At 52.5% G+C, this 22,904-nt stretch carries 19 protein-coding genes and 1 riboswitch; of the genes, 10 read left to right on the top strand and 9 right to left on the bottom strand.

Annotated features, from left to right (window positions below; genetic code table 11):
• Nucleotides 1–352 precede the first annotated feature (352 nt).
• Nucleotides 353–1,942, top strand: coding sequence for a bifunctional phosphoribosylaminoimidazolecarboxamide formyltransferase/IMP cyclohydrolase (gene purH / locus A0G03_RS20110; protein WP_101749543.1), 1,590 nt, complete (start codon nucleotides 353–355; stop codon nucleotides 1,940–1,942).
• A gap of 17 nt (nucleotides 1,943–1,959) precedes the next feature.
• Nucleotides 1,960–3,246, top strand: coding sequence for a phosphoribosylamine--glycine ligase (gene purD / locus A0G03_RS20115; protein WP_039325998.1), 1,287 nt, complete (start codon nucleotides 1,960–1,962; stop codon nucleotides 3,244–3,246).
• Between the two features lie 69 nt (nucleotides 3,247–3,315).
• Here purD and A0G03_RS20120 read toward each other — a convergent pair whose 3' ends face one another.
• From A0G03_RS20120 to nudC, 6 genes are all read right to left on the bottom strand, one after another.
• Complete coding sequence (locus A0G03_RS20120) at nucleotides 3,316–4,002, bottom strand: DUF1481 domain-containing protein (protein ID WP_080965202.1); 687 nt, start codon at nucleotides 4,000–4,002, stop codon at nucleotides 3,316–3,318.
• 4 nt (nucleotides 4,003–4,006) lie between these two features.
• Nucleotides 4,007–4,279, bottom strand: a complete 273-nt coding sequence (gene hupA, locus A0G03_RS20125; protein ID WP_005970302.1) for a nucleoid-associated protein HU-alpha — start codon at nucleotides 4,277–4,279, stop codon at nucleotides 4,007–4,009.
• A 204-nt stretch (nucleotides 4,280–4,483) separates the two neighbouring features.
• Nucleotides 4,484–5,074 (bottom strand): YjaG family protein, encoded by a 591-nt coding sequence (locus A0G03_RS20130; protein WP_048258323.1) that lies wholly within the window; start codon nucleotides 5,072–5,074, stop codon nucleotides 4,484–4,486.
• A 77-nt stretch (nucleotides 5,075–5,151) separates the two neighbouring features.
• Nucleotides 5,152–5,841: a deoxyribonuclease V gene (nfi, locus tag A0G03_RS20135; RefSeq protein WP_048258322.1), complete on the bottom strand. Its 690-nt coding sequence runs from the start codon at nucleotides 5,839–5,841 to the stop codon at nucleotides 5,152–5,154.
• Nucleotides 5,842–5,856: 15 nt separating this feature from the next.
• Nucleotides 5,857–6,921 carry a uroporphyrinogen decarboxylase gene (hemE, locus tag A0G03_RS20140; RefSeq protein WP_048258321.1) on the bottom strand — a complete coding sequence of 355 codons (1,065 nt, stop codon included), beginning with the start codon at nucleotides 6,919–6,921 and terminating at the stop codon, nucleotides 5,857–5,859.
• 132 nt (nucleotides 6,922–7,053) lie between these two features.
• Nucleotides 7,054–7,836, bottom strand: coding sequence for an NAD(+) diphosphatase (nudC, locus tag A0G03_RS20145; protein ID WP_048258320.1), 783 nt, complete (start codon nucleotides 7,834–7,836; stop codon nucleotides 7,054–7,056).
• 108 nt (nucleotides 7,837–7,944) lie between these two features.
• On the opposite strand from nudC, the gene A0G03_RS20150 reads away from it, so the two are divergent.
• From A0G03_RS20150 to thiH, 7 genes are all read left to right on the top strand, one after another.
• Entirely contained in the window at nucleotides 7,945–8,406 is a 462-nt protein-coding gene (locus A0G03_RS20150) for an Rsd/AlgQ family anti-sigma factor (protein ID WP_048258319.1), read from the top strand.
• A gap of 122 nt (nucleotides 8,407–8,528) precedes the next feature.
• Nucleotides 8,529–8,666, top strand: a riboswitch (TPP riboswitch).
• Nucleotides 8,667–8,779: 113 nt separating this feature from the next.
• Nucleotides 8,780–10,735, top strand: coding sequence for a phosphomethylpyrimidine synthase ThiC (gene thiC, locus A0G03_RS20155; protein WP_048258318.1), 1,956 nt, complete (start codon nucleotides 8,780–8,782; stop codon nucleotides 10,733–10,735).
• The gene (gene thiE / locus A0G03_RS20160; RefSeq protein ID WP_048258317.1) at nucleotides 10,732–11,373 is read left to right on the top strand and encodes a thiamine phosphate synthase; all 642 of its coding nucleotides are present in this window, start codon (nucleotides 10,732–10,734) and stop codon (nucleotides 11,371–11,373) included. The genes thiC and thiE overlap by 4 nt, the downstream gene beginning before the upstream one ends.
• 1 nt (nucleotide 11,374) lies before the next feature.
• The gene (locus tag A0G03_RS20165; RefSeq protein ID WP_048258316.1) at nucleotides 11,375–12,154 is read left to right on the top strand and encodes a HesA/MoeB/ThiF family protein; all 780 of its coding nucleotides are present in this window, start codon (nucleotides 11,375–11,377) and stop codon (nucleotides 12,152–12,154) included.
• Nucleotides 12,151–12,351, top strand: a complete 201-nt coding sequence (gene thiS, locus A0G03_RS20170; protein WP_039499873.1) for a sulfur carrier protein ThiS — start codon at nucleotides 12,151–12,153, stop codon at nucleotides 12,349–12,351. The genes A0G03_RS20165 and thiS overlap by 4 nt, the downstream gene beginning before the upstream one ends.
• 1 nt (nucleotide 12,352) lies before the next feature.
• Nucleotides 12,353–13,153 (top strand): thiazole synthase, encoded by an 801-nt coding sequence (locus A0G03_RS20175; protein WP_048258315.1) that lies wholly within the window; start codon nucleotides 12,353–12,355, stop codon nucleotides 13,151–13,153.
• A complete protein-coding gene (thiH, locus tag A0G03_RS20180) occupies nucleotides 13,150–14,271 on the top strand; it encodes a 2-iminoacetate synthase ThiH (RefSeq protein WP_048258314.1) in 1,122 nt (373 codons plus the stop codon). Before A0G03_RS20175 ends, thiH begins: the two co-directional genes overlap by 4 nt.
• Before the next feature lie 731 nt (nucleotides 14,272–15,002).
• Here the strand turns inward: thiH and A0G03_RS20185 are convergent.
• Complete coding sequence (locus tag A0G03_RS20185) at nucleotides 15,003–16,418, bottom strand: aminotransferase-like domain-containing protein (protein WP_048258313.1); 1,416 nt, start codon at nucleotides 16,416–16,418, stop codon at nucleotides 15,003–15,005.
• A 173-nt stretch (nucleotides 16,419–16,591) separates the two neighbouring features.
• Between A0G03_RS20185 and A0G03_RS20190 the strand changes: the two genes are divergently transcribed.
• Nucleotides 16,592–16,783, top strand: a complete 192-nt coding sequence (locus tag A0G03_RS20190; RefSeq protein ID WP_048258312.1) for a DUF1127 domain-containing protein — start codon at nucleotides 16,592–16,594, stop codon at nucleotides 16,781–16,783.
• A gap of 67 nt (nucleotides 16,784–16,850) precedes the next feature.
• Here the strand turns inward: A0G03_RS20190 and shiA are convergent, their stop codons facing one another.
• Together shiA and rpoC are read right to left on the bottom strand one after the other, a co-directional pair.
• Complete coding sequence (shiA, locus tag A0G03_RS20195; RefSeq protein WP_048258311.1) at nucleotides 16,851–18,248, bottom strand: shikimate transporter; 1,398 nt, start codon at nucleotides 18,246–18,248, stop codon at nucleotides 16,851–16,853.
• A 325-nt stretch (nucleotides 18,249–18,573) separates the two neighbouring features.
• Nucleotides 18,574–22,797: a DNA-directed RNA polymerase subunit beta' gene (gene rpoC, locus A0G03_RS20200; RefSeq protein ID WP_048258310.1), complete on the bottom strand. Its 4,224-nt coding sequence runs from the start codon at nucleotides 22,795–22,797 to the stop codon at nucleotides 18,574–18,576.
• Nucleotides 22,798–22,904: the final 107 nt, after the last annotated feature.

The raw sequence follows: 22,904 nt of genomic DNA on the forward strand, positions 1-22,904 counted from the left end.
CTTTATCAACCCGGTTGTGTGTTCACATCGCCGTGTTGATGGAGGCGCATTATAGGGACTTCTCGACCTGCCGCAATAGGTATTTTAAAGAAAAATGACTGTTTGCTGCATTCCACAGCAAAACCCCGCCTTATACCTATTTTTGCACAAACTTATCCACAGAAAGCATTCTACTCAAAAATTGACGAGCATCACGCAAACGTTTTCGCTACAATTCACCCCGTTCAAAATCGTCGTGTTTTTGCGAACGCTAACTGAATATTTCTCTTTATTCCGCAATTATTGCTCTGACAAAGACGATATTCACATACCGTTCTTTACTGACTACCCAAATCCAGGGGATAACATCATCATGCAACAACGCCGTCCAATTCGCCGCGCTCTGCTCAGCGTTTCTGACAAAGCAGGTATTGTCGAATTTGCTCAAGCTCTGTCCCACCGTGGCGTCGAGCTCCTTTCAACCGGAGGAACCGCCCGTTTGCTAGCAGATGCAGGCTTAGCGGTGACAGAAGTCTCTGACTACACCGGTTTCCCGGAAATGATGGATGGGCGTGTAAAGACCCTGCACCCGAAAGTACACGGCGGCATTCTGGGGCGACGCGATCAGGATGATGCGATCATGGCGCAGCACGACATCAAACCCATTGATATCGTCGTTGTGAATTTGTATCCGTTCGCTCAGACCGTCGCCCGTGAGAACTGCACATTAGAAGATGCGGTTGAGAACATCGATATCGGCGGCCCGACGATGGTGCGCTCCGCCGCCAAGAACCATAAAGATGTGGCTATCGTGGTCAAGAGCAGCGACTACAGCACTATCATTAATGAAATCGACGCCAACGAAGGTTCATTGACCTACGAAACCCGTTTCGATTTAGCTATTAAAGCCTTCGAGCATACTGCCGCTTACGACAGTATGATTGCCAACTACTTTGGTGCACTGGTTCCGCCTTACCACGGTGAAACCGATAAACCATCAGGCCACTTCCCACGCACGCTGAACCTGAACTACATCAAAAAGCAGGACATGCGCTACGGCGAGAACAGTCATCAACAAGCTGCCTTCTATATAGAAGAGAATATTCACGAAGCCTCTGTCGCCACCTCTACACAGCTACAAGGCAAAGCGCTGTCTTATAACAACATCGCCGATACCGATGCGGCGCTGGAATGTGTGAAGGAATTTCCCGAACCAGCCTGCGTTATCGTTAAACACGCGAACCCGTGCGGCGTAGCAATTGGCGGTTCAATTCTTGATGCTTACGAGCGCGCCTATAAAACCGACCCGACATCGGCATTCGGCGGCATTATCGCCTTCAACCGCGAACTGGATGAAGAAACGGCACAGGCCATCATCAGCCGTCAGTTTGTCGAAGTCATTATTGCGCCATCCGCTAGTGATGCTGCATTGAAGGTGACCGCAGCCAAACAAAACGTACGCGTCCTGACCAGCGGTAGCTGGCAGCAACGCGTTCCAGCTCTGGACTTCAAACGCGTCAACGGCGGTTTGTTGGTACAGGATCGCGATTTGGGTATGGTCGATGCGTCTCAACTGCGTGTCGTGACCGAGCGCCAGCCGAGCGAGCAGGAATTACGCGATGCGCTCTTCTGCTGGAAAGTGGCTAAATTCGTTAAATCCAATGCGATCGTGTACGCACGCGACAACATGACCATCGGGATAGGTGCTGGTCAGATGAGCCGCGTTTACTCAGCGAAAATCGCTGGTATCAAAGCGGGCGATGAAGGGCTGGAAGTAAAAGGTTCCGCCATGGCCTCTGATGCATTCTTCCCATTCCGTGATGGTATTGATGCTGCCGCAGCCGTTGGCATTACCTGTGTGATCCAACCGGGCGGATCTATTCGTGATGATGAAGTTATTGCGGCCGCCAACGAACACGGCATTGCGATGATCTTTACCGACATGCGCCACTTCCGCCATTAATTCTGGAGCTGACCGAAATGAACATTTTAGTAATTGGTAATGGCGGACGCGAACACGCGCTGGCCTGGAAAGCCTCACAGTCCCCGCTGGCGAAACAGGTTTATGTTGCTCCAGGAAACGCAGGCACCGCACTTGAGCCAGCGCTGACCAACGTTGATATCGCCGCAACCGATGTTCCAGCATTAGTCGCCTTTGCTCAGGAAAACCACATCGATTTAACCATCGTTGGTCCAGAAACACCGCTAGTTATTGGTGTTGTGGATGCGTTTCAGAGTGCAGGTCTAAAAATCTTTGGCCCGTCGCAGGCCGCCGCGCAATTAGAAGGCTCGAAAGCCTTTACTAAAGATTTTCTGGCACGCCATAACATCCCGTCGGCGGAATACCAGAATTTTACCGAAGTGGAACCAGCGCTGGCCTATGTACGCAGCAAAGGTGCACCTATCGTCATCAAGGCGGATGGGTTAGCCGCTGGTAAGGGCGTGATCGTCGCGATGACGTTGCAGGAAGCGGAAAACGCCATTCAGGATATGCTGGCAGGCAATGCATTCGGCGATGCTGGACACCGTATCGTGGTGGAAGAGTTCCTTGATGGCGAAGAAGCCAGCTTCATCGTTATGGTGGACGGCAAGAACGTGTTACCAATGGCAACCAGCCAAGATCATAAACGCGTTGGGGATAAAGATACGGGCCCGAATACTGGTGGTATGGGCGCTTATTCGCCAGCACCGGTCGTGACCGATGAAATCCACCAGCGAGTGATGGATCAGGTGATTTGGCCGACTGTGAACGGCATGGCTGCTGAGGGAAATACCTATGTCGGTTTCCTGTATGCCGGTCTGATGATTTCTGCCGATGGCCAGCCAAAAGTGATCGAATTCAACTGTCGCTTTGGCGATCCAGAAACGCAGCCAATTATGCTGCGCCTGCGCTCAGATCTGGTGGAGCTGTGTCTGGCAGCCTGTGACGGCACGCTGGATCAGAAAGACTCAGTCTGGGATGAGCGTCCGTCTCTGGGCGTGGTATTGGCGGCGGGTGGTTATCCGGCTGATTACAATACGGGCGATGTTATTTCTGGTCTACCGCAGCAGGATGCCGAAGATGGCAAAGTTTTCCATGCTGGCACCAAACTGAATGGAATTAATGTCGTTACCAACGGCGGTCGGGTACTGTGCGTCACAGCATTGGGTAACACCGTAGCTGAAGCGCAACAGCGCGCTTATGAAATAGCAGCAGGTATTCAGTGGCAAGGAGTATTCTGTCGCAAAGACATCGGCTACCGAGCCATTGAGCGCGAGCAAGCCTAATAAGCGATGAACCGATAAACGATTATCTGATAAATACTGAAGCCCGGAGAAATCCGGGTTTTTTAATGATTATTTAGGCTGCCACTGGCAGACATCATCTTCCACCACCAGCAATAGCTGAGTTCCTTCTGGTGCTTCCAGCCACGCAACGTTTAGCGGACGTGTTGCATGCAATTTTTGCTGCGCAATCCATTCACGCGAGTCTCTGTCAAAATCAGGGCGAACTACCGTACCGTCACAAGACTGAACCTGCCCTTCCAGCCATTTCCCTTGCTTCAGCATCACCTTGCCCGCACGCAGGACATCACTCAATTCCAGCATGCGTTTAGCATCAAACTGGTAGAGTGCGACATCATCATCGGAAACGGATTCACGTCTTTCAGCCAGTTGCCGCTGCATAAAGCTGACGGTTCCATCTTCAGCAAAGCGCAAGCGCATATCTTCTTGTTGCGTCCCGAGCTGATTACGCTGAATCTCGCGTAGCTTATCCTGCTGGAACGTATAGCGAGTCACCACCAGAGCATTGCCCTGAAGCGGGTTATATACGGTGGTCAGCGCCGTCGTATTCTGTGCATCATCTTTACGCCACAACCGCACGATGCCGCGATCGGCTACGTAACCGCTGGAAAAAACTTCCGGCGGTGCGGTGCGGCTACTGCAGGCCACTACAGCGATAAGCACGAGACCTGCGCCACACCAACGTCGTAAAAGCAAAAGGGGCGAAACCGCCCCTCTGCTTAAACTTTTAACCGGCATGAGCTTATTTAACAGCGTCTTTCAGAGCCTTGCCAGAAACAAACGCTGGCACATTGGCAGCAGCAATTTTGATTTCTTTACCGGTTTGTGGGTTGCGGCCAGTGCGCTCATTACGATGGTTGACTTTAAACGTACCAAAACCAACTAATTGTACTGCATCACCTTCTTTCAGAGACTCGGTAATTGCCGCCAAAGTTGATTCCAGAGCTGCTTTAGCCTGTGCTTTTGACAGATCAGCTTTGTCCGCAATTACATCAATCAGTTGAGTCTTATTCATAAGTTATCCTTACAGTGTGTTTATCGCTTGCTAAGCATCGAGTGCGACGGATATGCCCTTTCCCGTTTTAGGGTGTAATAGCGCTCTCCTGCATACACGCACCGACAGCCACTTTTTTTACGCCCCCCAAATGTAGACCAGACAGGGTGCGAATGTGAAGCCTTAAGACAGGCCATTTCAGGCCTTAAATCACGTTTTATCGCGTTATTGATGCAAATTTATCCCGATGTTACTACTTCCGGCCTCGCGCAGATCGGAACGGAGCCCTTTGATCAGCTCAATGTCGCGTTCTTCACAGGCCGCCAATAGACGAAAAATCTCCCATTGGATATCCCATTCTTCTTCAATCGCAGGCAAAACTTTTAGCTCATCGTCGGTCATTTCTTTGCCAGCCTGCGTCATTTCCAACATAGCAACCGTACGGATAGACGCTTCGCTGATGGCTATCGCATGTTCGAGCGTTTCACCGCTTAAACGCGAATGAATCAGCTCGCCCAGCGCGATACAGGCATCAATAGCCGGGTAGACACCATAAAGATCGTAATCTTCAGCAGCAGGAACCGCTTCTTCCAGCTTTTCCAACTGGCTATCGAAATTGACCTTCGCATCTTTAACAACCAATGTTTCCCATACCAGATCGAGAATGCGGCGGTAAACCATCGCGTCGCCGAATTCTGTTTGACGACAAAATTCGTGGTAATTTGGATACATACGTTCACAAAGACATGCCATGAAAGTGACATGTTGCCAGCTCGCCAGCTTTTCCAGACGTAAATGAATGGGGTTACGTAACATTTTTATGCTCATTAACGGCGACGGACGGCAGTGTACCTGAAATCACAGTGACGCCCTATGCCTGAATTCCTAAAGTTTTACGACAATACGTTAGCCGCTTGCTGCCGTTGCCAACGCACAAATGTGGGACGATTTGATGCGACGGCATCAGCCCAGCGGGTCGGCTCCGGTAAACGGTAGCCGCGCATGCAAGATTGTACCCAATACAATGCGCTATCCTGACTGACTCGATGCCCTGTCGCCACAAACAGCGGATTACAGCGCGCTTTGCTGCGCCATACCCAACCAATCTGCTCGCCCTTATCCAGCAAGAGTTGCTGGCTGCCGACGCTCTCCGCCAACGGCTCAAACCGGCCACAAAGCCGACTTTTCGCCACGCCAATCGTGGGCACATCAACCAACAGACCAAAATGGCTGGCAATGCCGAGACGACGTGGATGAGAAATTCCATGCCCATCAACAAACAGTAAATCCGGCTTCTGTTCAAGCAACGCCCATGCGGCTAACAGCCCAGGACATTCACGAAACGAAAGAAAACCGGGGATATAGGGCATCGTCGTGCTGATACGCGCAATCTTATATTCTACCAGTTCCAACGAAGGATAGCGCATTACCGCAATGGCGGCGCGAGTTACCGAACCTTCTTGTTCAAAGCCAACATCCGCACCCGCGATAAGCGAAGGCTGTTCAAAAGGCAAATCGTCGTGCCGAATCACATCAGAAGCGCGAGCCAACTGCTCAGCTCGCAGCCGTTGTGTATCAATCACATCACCTCCTGTGAATTATGCGTGATAAGCGCGGGACAACCGATGCACCGCCTCAACAAAAACACCAGCATGCTCCGGCGGCACGTCCTGATGGATGCCGTGACCCAGATTGAAAACGTGTCCATTACCTTGCCCAAATTCGGCGAGGATCGATGCAACTTCCTGTTCGATCCGTGCCGGATCGGCATACAGCATAGAGGGATCCATATTTCCCTGTAGTGCAACTTTATCACCGACGCGACGACGCGCATCGGCAATATCACTCGTCCAGTCCAGCCCCAGCGCGTCACAGCCTGTTTCTGCCATCGCCTCCAGCCACTGGCCTCCGCCTTTGGTAAAAAGCGTCACTGGCACACGGCGGCCTTCGTTCTCACGCTGTAAACCATCAACGATCTTATGCATGTAATGCAGAGAGAATTCTTTGTAATCACGCCCGCTCAATGCGCCGCCCCAAGTATCGAATACCATGACTGCCTGCGCGCCTGCGCGAATCTGCGCGTTGAGATAAAGAATGACGCTATCAGCCAGCTTATCCAGCAGCAGGTGCAGCGTTTTGGGTTCAGCGAACATCATTTTCTTAATGACGGTAAACGCTTTGCTACTGCCGCCTTCAACCATGTAGGTCGCCAGCGTCCACGGGCTGCCCGAGAAGCCAATAAGCGGCACTTCACCAGCGAGGTTTTTACGGATCGTCCGCACCGCATTCATCACATAGCCGAGTTCCTGCTCAGGATCGGGAACCGGCAGTTTAACGACATCGGCATGAGACGTGATGGGAGAACTAAAACGTGGGCCTTCCCCTGCTTCAAAATAGAGACCTAAGCCCATGGCATCTGGGATGGTCAGGATATCGGAGAACAGGATCGCTGCATCCAACGCATAGCGCCGTAAAGGTTGTAACGTGACTTCACAAGCCAGCTCTGCGTTTTTACACAGCGACATAAAATCACCCGCCTGTGCGCGCGTTGCCTTATATTCCGGCAAATAACGCCCTGCCTGACGCATCATCCACACTGGCGTAACATCAACAGGTTGGCGCAGTAATGCCCGCAAATAGCGATCGTTTTTCAGATCAGTCATGTTATTTTCCTTTCAGCCTCTCGGCGGTTTTACACCGGATAGATGGGTTGAAGCAGATGCGTTATGAAACGAATACGTTATGACGCGAGCACTTTGTCCACGCGAGTCATTGATGGCGCAAATAGTACCACGTCAGCCTTCGTTCTCGTGATAAGCACGGCACAACACCACCGTATCTTCGATAAGCCGACGTGCCACGGTACCCGGCGGAGGCAACTGCGGGAGCTGGTCATAGCGGAACCAGCCTGCGTCACGCAACTCTTTCGGATCGTGCTTGATTTCTCCACCCGCATAATCGGCCATAAACGCCATCATCAGCGAATGCGGGAATGGCCAAGGCTGTGAACTCACGTAACGCAGGTTTTTTATCTGGATTTGGCTCTCTTCCATTACCTCACGTACGACCGTCTGCTCCAGCGTTTCGCCGACTTCTACAAACCCCGCCAGCACGGTGTACATGTTTCCGCGATGCCGATTGTGCTGCGCCAGCAAAATTTCCTCACCACGGCGAATCGCAACGATGATGCAAGGCGCGATCTGCGGGTAATAGCGCTCTTTGCAGTGGTGACATAAGCACGCCAGCTCCGTTTTACTCCATACCATTTCATGACCACAGTAACCGCAAAAATGATGAGAGCGATAGAACTCAGCCAGCTGTACGCCTCGCCCCGCCAGTTGGAATAAGCTAACATCCTGATCGAGCAGTTGGCGGACCGATGCCATATCGGAATCCCGTCCTTGGCACACGAGCCAGACAGGCTGCCCTTGCCATTCGCCGATTTGACGAGCCACTTTCCCCTGCAACGCCCACGCTATAGCCGTTCCGTGCGGCAATTCTCCTTGGGGCAGCCAGATTTGTACCGCATCGCTAACCACCCACCAGCCGGTTTCATCACCTTTTAGCGTCTGTTCCATATCTTTTTATTGCTCCACTGCCACTTCACTGGCATTTTACATTCAGAGTGATTACATAAGTTTTATAACTGGGATTTCAGTTATTTCTTACCGTTCACGGAGTCAACAATGCTAAACCAGCTACAAAGTCTGACTGAATACGTTGGTGGCAATAATGCGTTAATCGACCAATGGCTACAAGCGCGTAAGCAGCTTCTGGTGGCTTACTATCATCTGGTTGGCATCAAGCCGAACAAGGAAGCGCTTTCTCTTTTGGATGAAGAGGCATTGGATAATTTTTGCCAGAATCTGGTGGACTATCTTTCTACCGGCCACTTTCATTTATATGAAAAAATGCTGCATGAAGCAGCGACTCACAGCGAACAAGTATTAGCACTTTCCACCCAGCTTGACCTCGCCCTGCAGAATAATACGCAGCAAATCATGACGTTTTACGATAGCCATCTGGCGGCTGCCATCGACCATGATAATTGCCTCGAATTCCAACAGGCACTCTCCAGCGTCGGCGAGGCATTAGAAGAGCGTTTTACGTTAGAAGACAACATGATCAAGCAAGTTTACGATCACTAGCCGTCATTTGACGTTATTTAAGAACATCATCACACGCTGTACAGATAAAAGCGGCACGCTTTGACATCCGCGTTTTGCCGTCATACAGTGTAGGGGTTTTATTGACCCGTCTAACAGATGGGCAAATCTTGTCGGAGTGCCTAGCGTGCTTGTGTTTCGTTTTTACGAAACCTATAAGCGCACAGGCTGAGACCGTTAATTCGGGATCCGCGGAACCTGATCGGGTTAATACCTGCGAAGGGAACAAGAGTAATGCGCCTCATTGAGCCCAAGGCTGTGTATTTCTACATACCTGCTCTGATGCTCAATATCATTATTACTCCCTCCGGCTCCAGACAAGCAATCTTCCCTTTACGTATTACAGGAACTTGCTATGTCTACAGAACCCTTGTCTATAAAACCAGTGTTGTCAAAATCGGGTCGCCGTGAACAGCGCGCCGCCGCCCAACAGTTTATTGAAACCTTACAGGGAACGGCCTTTCCCAATTCCAAACGCATTTACCTTTCGGGCTCGCGCGACGACATCGCCGTACCGATGCGAGAGATTCAGCTCAGCCCGACGCTACTCGGCGGCAGCAAAGATAATCCCCAATACGAACCCAATGAGCCGATCCCGGTTTACGACACTTCAGGGCCTTATGGCGATCCCACTGCCCAACCCGATGTCCGCGTTGGGTTAGCAAAGCTGCGCGCCAGCTGGATTGCAGAACGTCACGACACCGAAGCGTTATCCGGCGTCAGCTCCGACTTCACCCAACAGCGTCTGGTGGATGCGGGTCTGGATCATCTACGCTTTGAGCATTTGCCACGACCACAGCGTGCCAAAACAGGCAAATGCGTCACCCAACTCCACTATGCGCGACAGGGGATAATTACCCCCGAAATGGAATTTATCGCTATTCGCGAAAATATGGGACGCGAACGCATTCGTGGTGAAGTACTGCGCCAGCAGCATCCGGGGCAAAGTTTCGGAGCCCTTTTGCCGGAAAACATCACGCCAGAGTTTGTTCGTCAGGAAGTGGCCGCCGGGCGCGCGATTATTCCCTCAAACATCAATCACCCCGAATCAGAACCAATGATTATCGGGCGCAATTTTCTGGTGAAAGTTAACGCCAATATCGGTAACTCCGCGGTGACATCCTCCATCGAAGAAGAGGTGGAAAAGCTAGTCTGGTCTACCCGTTGGGGCGCGGATACGGTGATGGATCTCTCGACCGGACGCTATATTCACGAAACTCGCGAGTGGATTCTGCGTAACAGCCCGGTGCCAATCGGGACAGTGCCAATCTATCAGGCGCTGGAGAAAGTGAACGGCGTGGCAGAAAACCTGAACTGGGAAATGTTCCGCGATACGCTGCTGGAACAGGCAGAGCAAGGGGTGGACTATTTCACTATCCACGCGGGTGTACTGTTACGCTACGTGCCGATGACGGCCAAACGCCTGACCGGTATCGTGTCGCGCGGTGGTTCCATAATGGCGAAGTGGTGCCTGTCACATCACAAAGAGAGCTTCCTGTACGAACACTTCCGCGAAATTTGTGAAATCTGCGCCGCTTATGACGTCGCGCTGTCGCTGGGCGACGGTTTACGCCCAGGTTCCATTCAGGATGCCAACGATGAAGCCCAGTTTGCCGAGCTGCATACGCTGGGTGAACTGACCAAAATTGCCTGGGAATATGACGTACAGGTCATGATCGAAGGCCCCGGTCACGTTCCGATGCAGATGATCCGCCGCAACATGACCGAAGAACTGGAGCACTGTCACGAAGCGCCGTTCTATACACTCGGTCCGCTGACTACCGATATTGCACCGGGTTACGATCACTTTACCTCTGGTATCGGTGCCGCCATGATCGGCTGGTTCGGCTGCGCGATGCTCTGTTACGTGACGCCGAAAGAGCATCTCGGCCTGCCGAACAAAGAAGACGTCAAGCAAGGGCTGATTACCTACAAGATCGCCGCCCACGCCGCCGATCTGGCGAAAGGTCATCCCGGCGCGCAAATCCGTGATAACGCCATGTCGAAAGCGCGCTTCGAATTCCGCTGGGAAGATCAGTTCAATCTGGCACTCGATCCCCAAACGGCACGTGCCTACCACGATGAAACGCTGCCGCAAGAATCCGGTAAAGTCGCCCACTTCTGTTCCATGTGTGGCCCGAAATTCTGCTCGATGAAAATCTCGCAGGAAGTACGCGATTACGCCGCCAAACAGCAAGCCGAAGCCAAACCGATTGAAATTGGCATGGCTGAGATGTCGCAGGAATTCCGCTCTCGCGGCAGCGAGCTTTATCACAGCGCCACCAGCCTGCAAGCCGAGGAAAGCAAATGACGGACTCGACGCCGTTTTCCCCGACGGCACAGCGATTGGGACTCTATCCCGTCGTCGATAGCGTGGAGTGGATCGAACGCCTGCTCGGTGTCGGGGTGAAAACGATCCAGCTAAGAATCAAAAATAGGTCAGATGATCAGGCTGAAACCGATGTGATCCAGGCGATCGCATTGGGTCGGCGCTATCAGGCGCAACTCTTCATCAATGACTACTGGAAATTGGCAGTAAAACATCAGGCGTACGGCGTACATCTGGGTCAAGAAGACCTCGATACCGCCGATCTGGCCGCGATTAAAAAAGCAGGCCTGCGCTTAGGCGTTTCCACGCACGACGATCGTGAACTGGCGCGTGCGGTAGCGATAAACCCGTCCTACATTGCACTTGGGCATATTTTCCCTACACAAACCAAAGACATGCCTTCCGCACCGCAAGGGCTGGCCGAACTGACCCGGCACATCGCCGATCTGCAAGACCGTTTTCCCACCGTGGCAATCGGTGGGATCAGCATCGACAAAGTGCCTGCGGTGCTGGCGACGGGCGTCGGCAGCATTGCCGTCGTCAGCGCCATTACTCAGGCTCCAGACTGGCGGCAGGCCACTGCGACGCTGCTCAAGATGATTGAAGGACGGGAGGCATGAAATGGTAACGAATCGCCCTCCAACGCCTGCGGGGCTGAGCGATAGCGAGTTCATGCGCTACAGCCGTCAACTGATGCTGGAAGATATTGGCCCTGAAGGTCAGGAGAAACTCAAAGCCGCCCGCGTTCTGCTGGTAGGGCTCGGTGGACTGGGTTCCCCCGCGTCACTCTATCTGGCTGCCGCTGGAGTCGGCACGCTACTGCTTGCCGACGATGACTCACTGCATATCAGCAACCTGCAACGCCAGATTCTTTATCGCACCAGCGAAACCGACAAGCCCAAAGCGGTGTTGGCACAGCGTCAGCTACAGGCATTAAATCCGTATTCGGAAGCAATCGCACTCACCGAAAGGCTAAGTGGTGAGGCGTTACACGACGCCGTCAGCCGCGTCGATCTGGTGCTGGATTGCAGCGACAACATGACAACCCGCCATGCGGTTAACGCCGCCTGCGTGAGTGCAGGTAAGCCGCTGATCAGCGGTAGCGCCGTCGGTTTCAGCGGTCAGCTTGCGGTCTTCACGTCGCCTTATCACTCTGGCTGCTACGCCTGTCTGTATCCCGATACAGCCGAACCGCAGCGCAACTGTCGTACTGCGGGCGTACTGGGCCCAGTAGTCGGCGTGATTGGCACACTTCAGGCGTTGGAGGCAATCAAACTGCTGGCGGGGATGCCATCTGCGCTGGACGGCAAGCTGAGAATGTTCAATGGCAAACAGCAGAGCTGGAACACGCTTCAGCTGACGCGCGCGCCCCATTGCTCGGTATGCGGGGACGTGGCATGAAAATCACGTTGAATGATGAACCCTTTGAATGTCCTGAGGCCATCACGGTTGAGACGCTGCTGAGCCAGATAAATCGGCTCCAGCCCGGCACCGCGCTAGCCATCAACCAGACCATTATCCCGCACGCGACCTGGTCACAGCATCAGGTGCAGGACGGTGATGATATTTTGCTTTTTCAGGCAATCGCGGGAGGATGACATGCTGCACATTGCCGATACGATATTAACTTCACGGCTGCTGACCGGTACGGGCAAATTTGCCACGCCAGAGCTGATGCTGGCGGCACTTGAAGCTTCGGGTTCGCAGTTAGTCACCATGGCGATGAAGCGCGTAGATCTGAATGGCGGCAACGATGCCATTCTCGCCCCGCTACGCCAGCTCGGTATTAAGCTGCTGCCAAACACATCAGGTGCTAAAACCGCAGACGAAGCTGTTTTTGCTGCCCGACTGGCGCGTGAAGCGCTGGGCACCCACTGGTTAAAACTGGAAATTCACCCTGATGTTAAATACCTGCTGCCCGACCCTATCGAAACGCTGAAGGCCGCCGAACAGCTGGTTAAAGAGGGATTTACGGTGCTGCCCTATTGCGGTGCCGACCCAGTACTGTGCAAACGGCTGGAAGAAGTCGGCTGCGCGGCGGTGATGCCACTGGGTGCGCCCATCGGATCCAATCAGGGGCTGCAAACGCGTGATTTTCTCCGCATTATCATCGAACAGGCGCGTGTTCCGGTGATTGTCGATGCGGGCATCGGTGCGCCCAGCCATGCAGCCGATGCGCTGGAAATGGGAGCTGATGCGGTACTGGTAAACACGGCAATCGCGGTTGCCCGCGATCCTGTGGCGATGGCACATGCATTCCGGCTAGCCGTCGATGCCGGCGGGCTTGCTCGTCAGGCTGGGCTGGGAAATAAGCAGTTCGTCGCCAGCGCCACCAGCCCACTCACCGGCTTTCTTCACCAACAAACGGAAGATCGACACACGGAAGGGGTGGAACGATGAGCGTCGATTTTCAAACCGTCTGGGAACAACTCGACTGGGATGACCTGACGCTGCGCATCAACAGTAAAACAGCCCATGATGTTGAACGGGCGCTTACTGCACCACACCTGACGCGCGACGACTTTATGGCGCTCATTTCACCTGCCGCCAGCGCTTATCTGGAACCGCTAGCCCAGCGAGCACAGCAACTCACCCGCCAGCGTTTTGGTAATACGGTGAGCTTTTATGTGCCGTTATATCTGTCCAATCTGTGTTCCAACGACTGCACCTACTGCGGCTTTTCGATGAGCAATCACATCAAGCGAAAAACGTTGGATGATGCAGAAATCCTGCGTGAATGCGCAGCTATCAAGGAACTCGGGTTTGAGCACCTGCTGCTCGTGACCGGTGAACATCAGCGCAAAGTGGGAATGGATTATTTTCGTCGTGTCTTTCCGCTGATTCGACCGCTCTTCAGTTCGTTGATGATCGAAGTCCAGCCGCTGTCGCAGGACGAATACGCTGAGTTAAAAACGCTGGGGCTGGATGGCGTGATGGTCTATCAGGAAACCTACCATCCTGCGACTTACCAGTTGCACCATCTAAAAGGACAAAAGCAAGATTTCCACTGGCGACTCGCCACGCCGGATCGGCTTGGTCGCGCGGGGATCGATAAGATCGGGCTTGGCGCGTTAATCGGCCTGTCCAATAGCTGGCGTACCGACTGTTACATGGTGGCGGAACATCTGCTGCACTTACAGCAGAGCTACTGGCAGAGTCGTTACTCTATCTCGTTCCCTCGCCTGCGCCCCTGTGCGGGCGGCATTGAGCCAGCATCGTTAATGGATGAAGCACAGCTCATCCAGGTGATTTGCGCATTCCGATTATTGTCACCGGATATTGAGCTATCGCTTTCCACGCGTGAATCGCCTTTCTTCCGCGATCATGCGATTCCCATTGCGATTAACAATGTCAGCGCGTTTTCCAAAACCCAGCCGGGTGGCTATGCCGACAATCATCCCGAACTGGAACAGTTTTCACCGCATGATTCACGGCGCCCTGAAGACGTGGCGCAGGCCATCGTACGCGCTGGTCTTCAACCCGTGTGGAAAGACTGGGACGGTTATTTAGGTAGATAGCACGACGATGCGCCGGATAGAGGTCACTTAAGCGTGAAGTGAGAGGGAACACGGGATGAGGTTCCCGCAGGGACACCTCGCACCGTGGTAGCCCTCGCGTCTCGCGATGTTAAGCGATCGGCGTGAGCCATACGCATGATTTGGGACACAGCTCGCAGGCCGGAATGAGAATTACACGGAAGGCCATATTCTCAGGATAGCGCCGCGCAACATGACATTCGGCCTATCGTCACGGCCTTCAACGAAGAATACAGTAGCGTCGTTGGCAGGACTGAGCGTTACCCAACCTGTTGACCGGAGCCGTTTGCCACTTATCAGCTCTGCACATCAACCCGCCGATACGGGGCTTATCCTTACCCGTATCGGCCCTTCCTTAAAAATCATCAGATACGTTGTATACCCTAAATAATTCGAGCTGCAGGACAAAAACGGCAAGGCGTTTTTGAACAGCGCTTGCGCTGACCCCGAAGGGGTGAGGCCATAAGGCCGAATAACGCGGCAAGAGAGGGACAAATTCGTCGGGAACGAATTTGACCAGCCAACGGCTGGCCTTCGGTGAGAGACAGGATGTCTCTCATTTCATCCCGATGAGCTTACACAAGTAAGTGATTCGGGTGAGTGACACATCTGCCCGGGGCAGATTTGAACGCTGCTTGCAGCGGCCCCAATGGGGTGAGGCGTGCCGAATAATGCAGCCAACGCACATGCAGCTTGAAGTATGATGGGTATAGTTAAGTATGCATCATCTTCGCGACTTCACTACCCACAATGCGCAGCCCTTCCCTTATCTCTTCCGTGAAGCGGTTGGCATAATTGAGTCGAATACAGTTGCGATATTTCCCTGAGGCGGAAAATAGCGAACCCGCGGCTATCTGTATGCCCGCCTTTCTGACTTCGCGCGCGAGCTTGAGCGAATCAAAATATTCGGGTAGTTCAATCCACACCAGGAATCCACCCTGCGGGCGACTCACACAAATATTGGACGGAAAATACTCACGCACCCAGCAGGTAAAGATGCTCAAGTTGGCTTTGTATTGGGCGCGCATGCGGCGCAAATGAGGCTGATAGTGCCCCTGACGAATAAATTCTGCCACAGCAAGCTGAGGCTGTACCACCGTCGATCCCGTGCTGATGTACTTTGTATGGATCACGCGTTCCAGATAGCGCCCCGGAGCGATCCAGCCAACACGCAAACCGGGTGCCAGGTTCTTCGAAAACGAGCTACACAACAGTACGCGTCCATCCTCATCAAAAGACTTTATCGCGCGGGGACGCGGATATTCATAGGCCAGCTCGCCATAGGCATCATCTTCAATAATCGCGATATCAAAATGCTGTGCCAGTGTAACCAGCGATTTCTTACGGGCATCAGGCATGATGAAACCAAGCGGGTTGTTGCAGCTAGGAACCAGAAGTACGGCTTTGATCGGCCATTGATCCAGCGCCAGCCGTAACGCTTCGAGACTGATCCCCGTCACTGAGTCGGTTGGGATCTCGATCGCTTTGATATCCAGCCCACGAAGGATCTGCATCGTTCCCGGAAAAGCGGGAGATTCAACGGCCACGATGTCGCCGGGCTGACAAACGGCGCGGACCGCAACAAACAAGGCTTCCTGACATCCGGTAGTGATCACAATATCATCTTGCGTCAGCTGGCAGCCACAGTCGACGGTAAGGCGGGCAATCTGTTCACGCAGCGCAGGCACGCCATATACGCTGTCATATTGTAAGACTCGGGGATCTTGATACTGGCAAAGGCGGCCCATCTCTTTCCACAGTGGTTTGATGGTCGGCTGGCTCACATCCGGCATTCCGCTGCCAAATTTCAGCACGTTGGTTTCCAGACGCACATTCACCAACTCCAGCACTGATTCCCACTGCGTGATTTCCACTGGGCGCTGAGCCGGACGCGTCAACGCGGGGACGGGCGGCGTTGCCTTACGCGGCGTGACAAAATATCCCGAACGCGGCTGCGGCATAATCAACTGCCGCGTTTCCAACAGATGATAAGCTTGCTGTACGGTACTGATGCTCACACCATGTTCTGTACTGAGTGCCCGAACGGAAGGCAGTCGTTCTCCACTTTGATATAACCCTTGTTCGATCCGCTGTTCTAACAACCCAGCAAGGTGTTGATAACGCGTCATCAGTATCGTTCCTCATCATGATTTACAGCGGTAATCAGTACAGATTCGAATAAAAATCACCATTCAGATGCAATATCACACAGTCTGTATGCTAAAAAAATGTATTTTTTGCATCTGTATTGAAAATACCTTTCACCTCATCATAGCGATCATTCACTGGCGAGGGGGAAAATATGGAATTTCATGAGAATCGATCACAAAAACCGTTCCGCGAGTCACCGTTCTGGCTAATGCTGATTTTACCGTACCGCCTGTGGAAAGCCTGGCGAGCAAGAGCGCAAACGCTGAAGATACTGCGGAATATGGGCGATGATGGGCTTAAAGACATCGGGCTGAAACGAAGCGATCTCGATCGGTTCAGATAACATAACAACAAAAAAGTAGAGATATCGTCGATACAGATAGTGCATCTGTATCGGCAAGATAAAGAGGTTAGTTAGGGACTGTATCGTCTGCGGGTGCTTTCATCCACATCCCAACAATTGCCGACAGTAAGCAGCCGATGGCAAGGTAAGCCGCCACCGCATGCCATGAACCATCCATAAACTGCACCAGCAGAACTGCAATAAAAGGCGTAAATCCGCCACCAACCACACTGGCAACCTGATAACCCACACCCGCTCCGCTATAGCGATATGCCGTACCAAATAGTTCAGTAAACATCGGTTGCTGTACGCTAACAATCATATCGTGGGCAGCATTCGCCAGCATGATGGCAAAGAACAGAATCAACAGTGTGTTGTGGCTTTCCAGCGCCATGAAGAATGGCACCGCGCTCACCGCGCCAATCAGTGCACCTGTCACATAGATACGACGACGGCCAAAGCTATCCGCCAGATAAGCGAAGAAAGGAATAGATACACAGCTTATCGCTCCCACCAGCAGCCCGATATTCAGGAAGATATCGCGCGATAAACCAAGATGAGTGGTGGAGTAATTGAGTGCAAACGCGGTGACGATATACATCGTCAGTAGCTCACCAAGCCGTAACGCAATAATTAGCAGGAATGCTTTAGGATGCTGGCGCAGTGCTTCCATAATGGGGAATGAACGCAGTTTGTTTGCTCTTTCTCCCAGCGTTTTATTAGCCTCAAACTCCTGAGACTCATCCATCCCGTTACGTACCCACCAGGCAATAGCAACCAGAATCAGACTGAATAAGAACGGCAGACGCCATCCCCAAGTAGTAAATTCCTCATTGGTCGTCAAATTACTCACTACCGATACCGAGCCGGTTGCCAGTAATAGTCCGACACCAAAGCCAACCTGCACGCCACTGCTGTAAAAGGCTTTCTTCTTCTTCGGCGCATTTTCTACCGCCAACAGCGCCGCCCCACCCCATTCACCACCGACCGCGAATCCCTGAATTGCCCGCAGTGTGACCAACAGCACCGGCGCCCACCAGCCAATAGAATCAAACGACGGCAACAGTCCAATCAATGCAGTGGAAATGCCCATCATCCAGACCGTAATCATCAACATCCGTTTACGACCCAGCTTGTCACCAAAGTGACCAAACACCATACCGCCTAACGGACGGAACAGAAAACCAACGCCGAACGTACCAAATGCTGCCAGCGTCCCCATTGTCGGGCTGATCTGCGGAAAAAACTCGGTATTAAATACAAGGGCGGCAACAATTCCGTACAGCAGAAAATCGTACCAATCGACAACGGCACCAACAAAACTGCCCCATGCCGCACGTTTCGCTCGATGTTGAGAATGGCTTACTGACTGTGTTTGTAGGGTTTTATCAGAAGAAAGTGAATCATCCTGATGAGATAAAGAGCCGCCAGGCTGTGAGAGAGTTGGCGTAGTTGAGGTGTCCATGTCGGTTCCGTTCTATTTACTTTACACCACTGTACAACAAAAAATTTCAGGAGGAAATTTTTAACGTCGTTTGCGACGGCCTTTAGGTAGCGCACAGGGATGTGCGCTATAAAAAATTTCAGGATGATATAAAACGCCGGGAGCGTTTTATAACAACGCACAGCGTTGGCCCGTCAGGGTGGAAGGCAGGACGCCGTCCATCAATTTTTAACGTCGCTTGCGACGGCATTTAGGTAGCACATGGAGATATAAGCTATAAAAAAACCCCGACCATGATAGCCGGGGTTTTTATTATTTACTGCATGATAGTGCAGCGTAAAGAGACTTATTCGTCGTCGCTGCTACCAAAGCCTGCGTTCAACAGCTCAGCCAAGTTAGCAGAAGCTTCATCGGCACTCACCTGAGGCACGACAGGAGCTTCACCCGCCTGACGGCGGCGCATACGATCCTGATGGTACGCATAACCCGTACCCGCTGGGATCAGACGACCTACGATAACGTTCTCTTTCAGGCCACGCAGCTCATCACGTTTACCCGCAACAGCAGCTTCGGTAAGCACGCGAGTGGTTTCCTGGAACGATGCCGCAGAAATGAAGGACTCGGTCGCCAGAGATGCTTTGGTGATACCTAGCAGATCGCGGCTGAACGTTGCCGTGATCTTGCCATCCGCTTCCAACTTACGGTTGGCAATCTTGATGCGAGACATTTCTGCCTGCTCGCCTTCCAGGAACTCCGTACTACCCGCGCTAACGATGGTGCCTTTACGCAACATCTGACGAACGATAACCTCAATGTGTTTATCGTTAATCTTAACGCCTTGCAGACGGTAAACTTCCTGAACTTCGTTGGTGATATAACGCGTTACTGCATGTACGCCACGCAGACGCAGGATATCGTGCGGAGACTCTGGGCCGTCGGAAACAACGTCACCACGTTCCACAACTTCGCCTTCGAACACGTTGAGCTGACGCCATTTCGGAATCATCTCTTCGTAAGCATCGCTGCCATCCAACGGAGAAATCACCAGACGGCGCTTGCCTTTGGTTTCTTTACCGAAGGAAATGATGCCGCTGATCTCTGCCAGAATCGCCGGCTCTTTCGGACGACGAGCTTCGAACAGGTCGGCTACGCGTGGCAGACCACCGGTAATATCCTTGGTACCACTGGATTCCTGAGGGAGACGCGCCAATGTATCACCAGCACCAATCTGCACCCCATCTTCCAACTGAACAATCGTTTTACCCGGCAGGAAGTATTGAGCAGGCATATCGGTACCTGGGATCAGTACATCTTCACCTTTAGCGTCAACGATTTTCAGTGCTGGACGTAGGTCTTTACCGCTACCAGTACGCTCTGCGCTATCCAGAACCACGATAGAAGACAAACCAGTCAGTTCGTCGGTCTGGCGGGTAATGGTTTGACCGTCAATCATGTCAGCAAAACGGATGAAACCGCTCACTTCGGTCACCACAGGCATGGTATGCGGATCCCAGTTTGCTACGGTTTCGCCGCCGCTAACTTCTGAGCCGTCACCTTTCGCCATCACCGCACCGTAAGGCACTTTATAGCTTTCTTTAGTACGTCCGAATTCGTCGATCAGCTTCAGTTCGGTATTACGTGAAGTAATAACCAGTTTACCGTTGCCGTTCATAACGAACTTCACGTTGTTCAGTTTCAGGCTACCTTTATTTTTCACCTGAATGCTGGACTCAGCAGCCGCACGCGATGCCGCACCACCGATGTGGAACGTACGCATGGTTAACTGTGTACCCGGTTCACCGATGGACTGTGCCGCGATAACCCCGATGGCCTCACCTTTGTTGATGATATGACCACGAGCCAGATCGCGACCGTAGCAATTGGCGCACACGCCAAAGTCGGTTTGGCAGCTTACCACTGAACGGACTTTAACAACGTCAACAGAGTTCTCTTCCAACATGTCACACCACTGCTCGTTCAGCAGCGTGTTACGTGGAACCAGAATATCCGCGGTGCCCGGTTTGATCACGTCTTCAGCCGTTACACGACCCAGTACGCGCTCACGCAGTGGCTCTTTAACATCACCACCCTCGATAACCGGCGTCATCATGATACCTTCATGGGTACCACAATCGTCTTCGGTAACAACCAGATCCTGCGCAACGTCAACCAGACGACGCGTCAAGTAACCGGAGTTTGCCGTTTTCAGTGCGGTATCCGCCAGACCTTTACGCGCACCGTGCGTCGAGATGAAGTACTGGAGTACGTTCAAACCTTCACGGAAGTTTGCGGTAATCGGTGTCTCGATGATGGAACCATCTGGTTTCGCCATCAGACCACGCATACCCGCCAACTGACGAATCTGTGCCGCAGAACCACGCGCACCGGAGTCGGCCATCATAAAGATGCTGTTGAAAGAAACCTGCTGCTCAACCACGCCATCACGGTTAACCACATCCTCAACGGACAGGTTTTCCATCATCGCTTTCGCAACACGTTCGTTCGCCGCTGCCCAGATATCGATCACTTTGTTATAGCGTTCGCCCGCGGTAACCAGACCAGACTGGAACTGCTCCTGAATCTCGGCAACTTCGGTTTCTGCTTCTTCGATAATCTCGGCTTTTTTCGCTGGGATAACCATGTCATCGATACCTACGGAAGCACCAGAGCGCGCCGCGTAAGCAAAACCGGTATACATAGTCTGGTCAGCGAAGATAACTGTCGGCTTCAGACCCAAAATGCGGTAACAGGTGTTCAGCATTTTGGAGATCGCTTTCTTGCCCAAAGGCTGGTTAACGATCGAGTACGGCAGACCTTTCGGTACGATCATCCACAGGATGGCGCGGCCGATAGTCGTATCAATAATTGACGTCTGATGCGTAACATCGCCTTCAATGCTCTTGATCTCTTCCGTGATACGCACTTTAACGCGCGCATGCAGAGAGGCCAGGCCGGCACGATAAACGCGTTCAGCTTCTTTCGGACCCGTGAGCACCATGCCTTCGCCTTTGGCGTTAACACAGTCACGCGTCATGTAATACAGACCCAATACCACGTCCTGAGAAGGAACGATGATTGGCTCACCATTCGCAGGGGACAGGATGTTGTTGGTCGACATCATCAACGCACGCGCTTCCAACTGGGCTTCCAGCGTCAGCGGTACGTGTACAGCCATCTGGTCACCATCGAAGTCGGCGTTATAGGCCGCACAAACCAGCGGGTGCAGCTGGATCGCTTTACCTTCGATCAGTACCGGTTCAAATGCCTGGATACCCAAACGGTGCAGTGTTGGCGCACGGTTCAGCAGTACTGGGTGTTCGCGAATGACTTCGTCCAGGATATCCCATACGACGGCTTCTTCACGCTCAACCATTTTCTTGGCGGCTTTAATGGTGGTAGCAAGACCACGCAGTTCCAGCTTGCCGTAGATGAACGGTTTGAACAGTTCCAGTGCCATTTTCTTCGGCAGACCACACTGGTGCAGACGCAAGTATGGACCAACGGTGATTACGGAACGACCAGAGTAGTCAACACGCTTACCGAGCAGGTTCTGACGGAAACGACCCTGTTTACCTTTGATCATATCGGCCAAAGATTTCAGAGGACGTTTGTTAGAACCGGTGATCGCACGGCCGCGACGACCGTTGTCCAGCAAGGCATCAACCGCTTCCTGCAACATACGTTTTTCGTTACGTACGATGATGTCTGGCGCAGCCAGATCCAGCAGACGTTTCAGACGGTTGTTACGGTTAATCACGCGACGGTACAGATCGTTCAGGTCAGAAGTCGCGAAACGACCGCCATCCAACGGAACCAACGGACGCAGATCTGGCGGCAGTACCGGCAGAACAGTCAGGATCATCCACTCTGGCTTGTTACCAGACTGTACGAACGCTTCCAGCAGCTTAATACGCTTCGTCAGCTTTTTACGTTTGGTTTCGGAGTTGGTTTCGGTCAGCTCTTCACGCAGCTGCTCGCATTCCTGCTCCAGATCCATATTCTTCAGCAGAGCCTGGATCGCTTCGGCGCCCATTTTTGCGTCGAATTCGTCACCAAACTCTTCCAGCGCATCCAGATACTGCTCTTCAGTCAGGATCTGACGGCGCTCAAGGTTGGTCATCCCACCTTCAACCACGACATAAGATTCAAAATAAAGCACACGCTCAATGTCACGCAGCGGCATATCTAACAGCAAACCGATACGGGAAGGCAGTGACTTCAGGAACCAGATGTGCGCAGTCGGAGAAGCCAGTTCGATGTGACCCATACGCTCACGACGTACTTTAGTCTGGGTTACTTCAACGCCGCACTTCTCACAAATAACACCGCGGTGTTTCAGGCGCTTATACTTACCGCACAAGCACTCATAATCTTTTACTGGCCCAAAGATACGGGCGCAGAAAAGACCGTCACGCTCAGGTTTGAACGTACGGTAGTTGATGGTTTCTGGCTTTTTAACTTCACCAAAAGACCACGAACGGATCATGTCTGGCGAGGCCAGAGCAATTTTGATCGCATCAAACTCTTCGGTTTTAGTTTGCGCTTTCAGAAACTTTAATAAGTCTTTCACGGATTGGCTCCTGTCGGAGTTAGACCTGATAGACACCTGAACTATGCCGTTAAAGCAGCCATGCTGTTAAAAACAACATGGCCGTTAAAAACAGCGTTCAGGTGTCC

The sequence above is a fragment of the Pectobacterium peruviense genome (assembly GCF_002847345.1).
Classification (GTDB): Bacteria; Pseudomonadota; Gammaproteobacteria; order Enterobacterales; family Enterobacteriaceae; genus Pectobacterium; species Pectobacterium peruviense.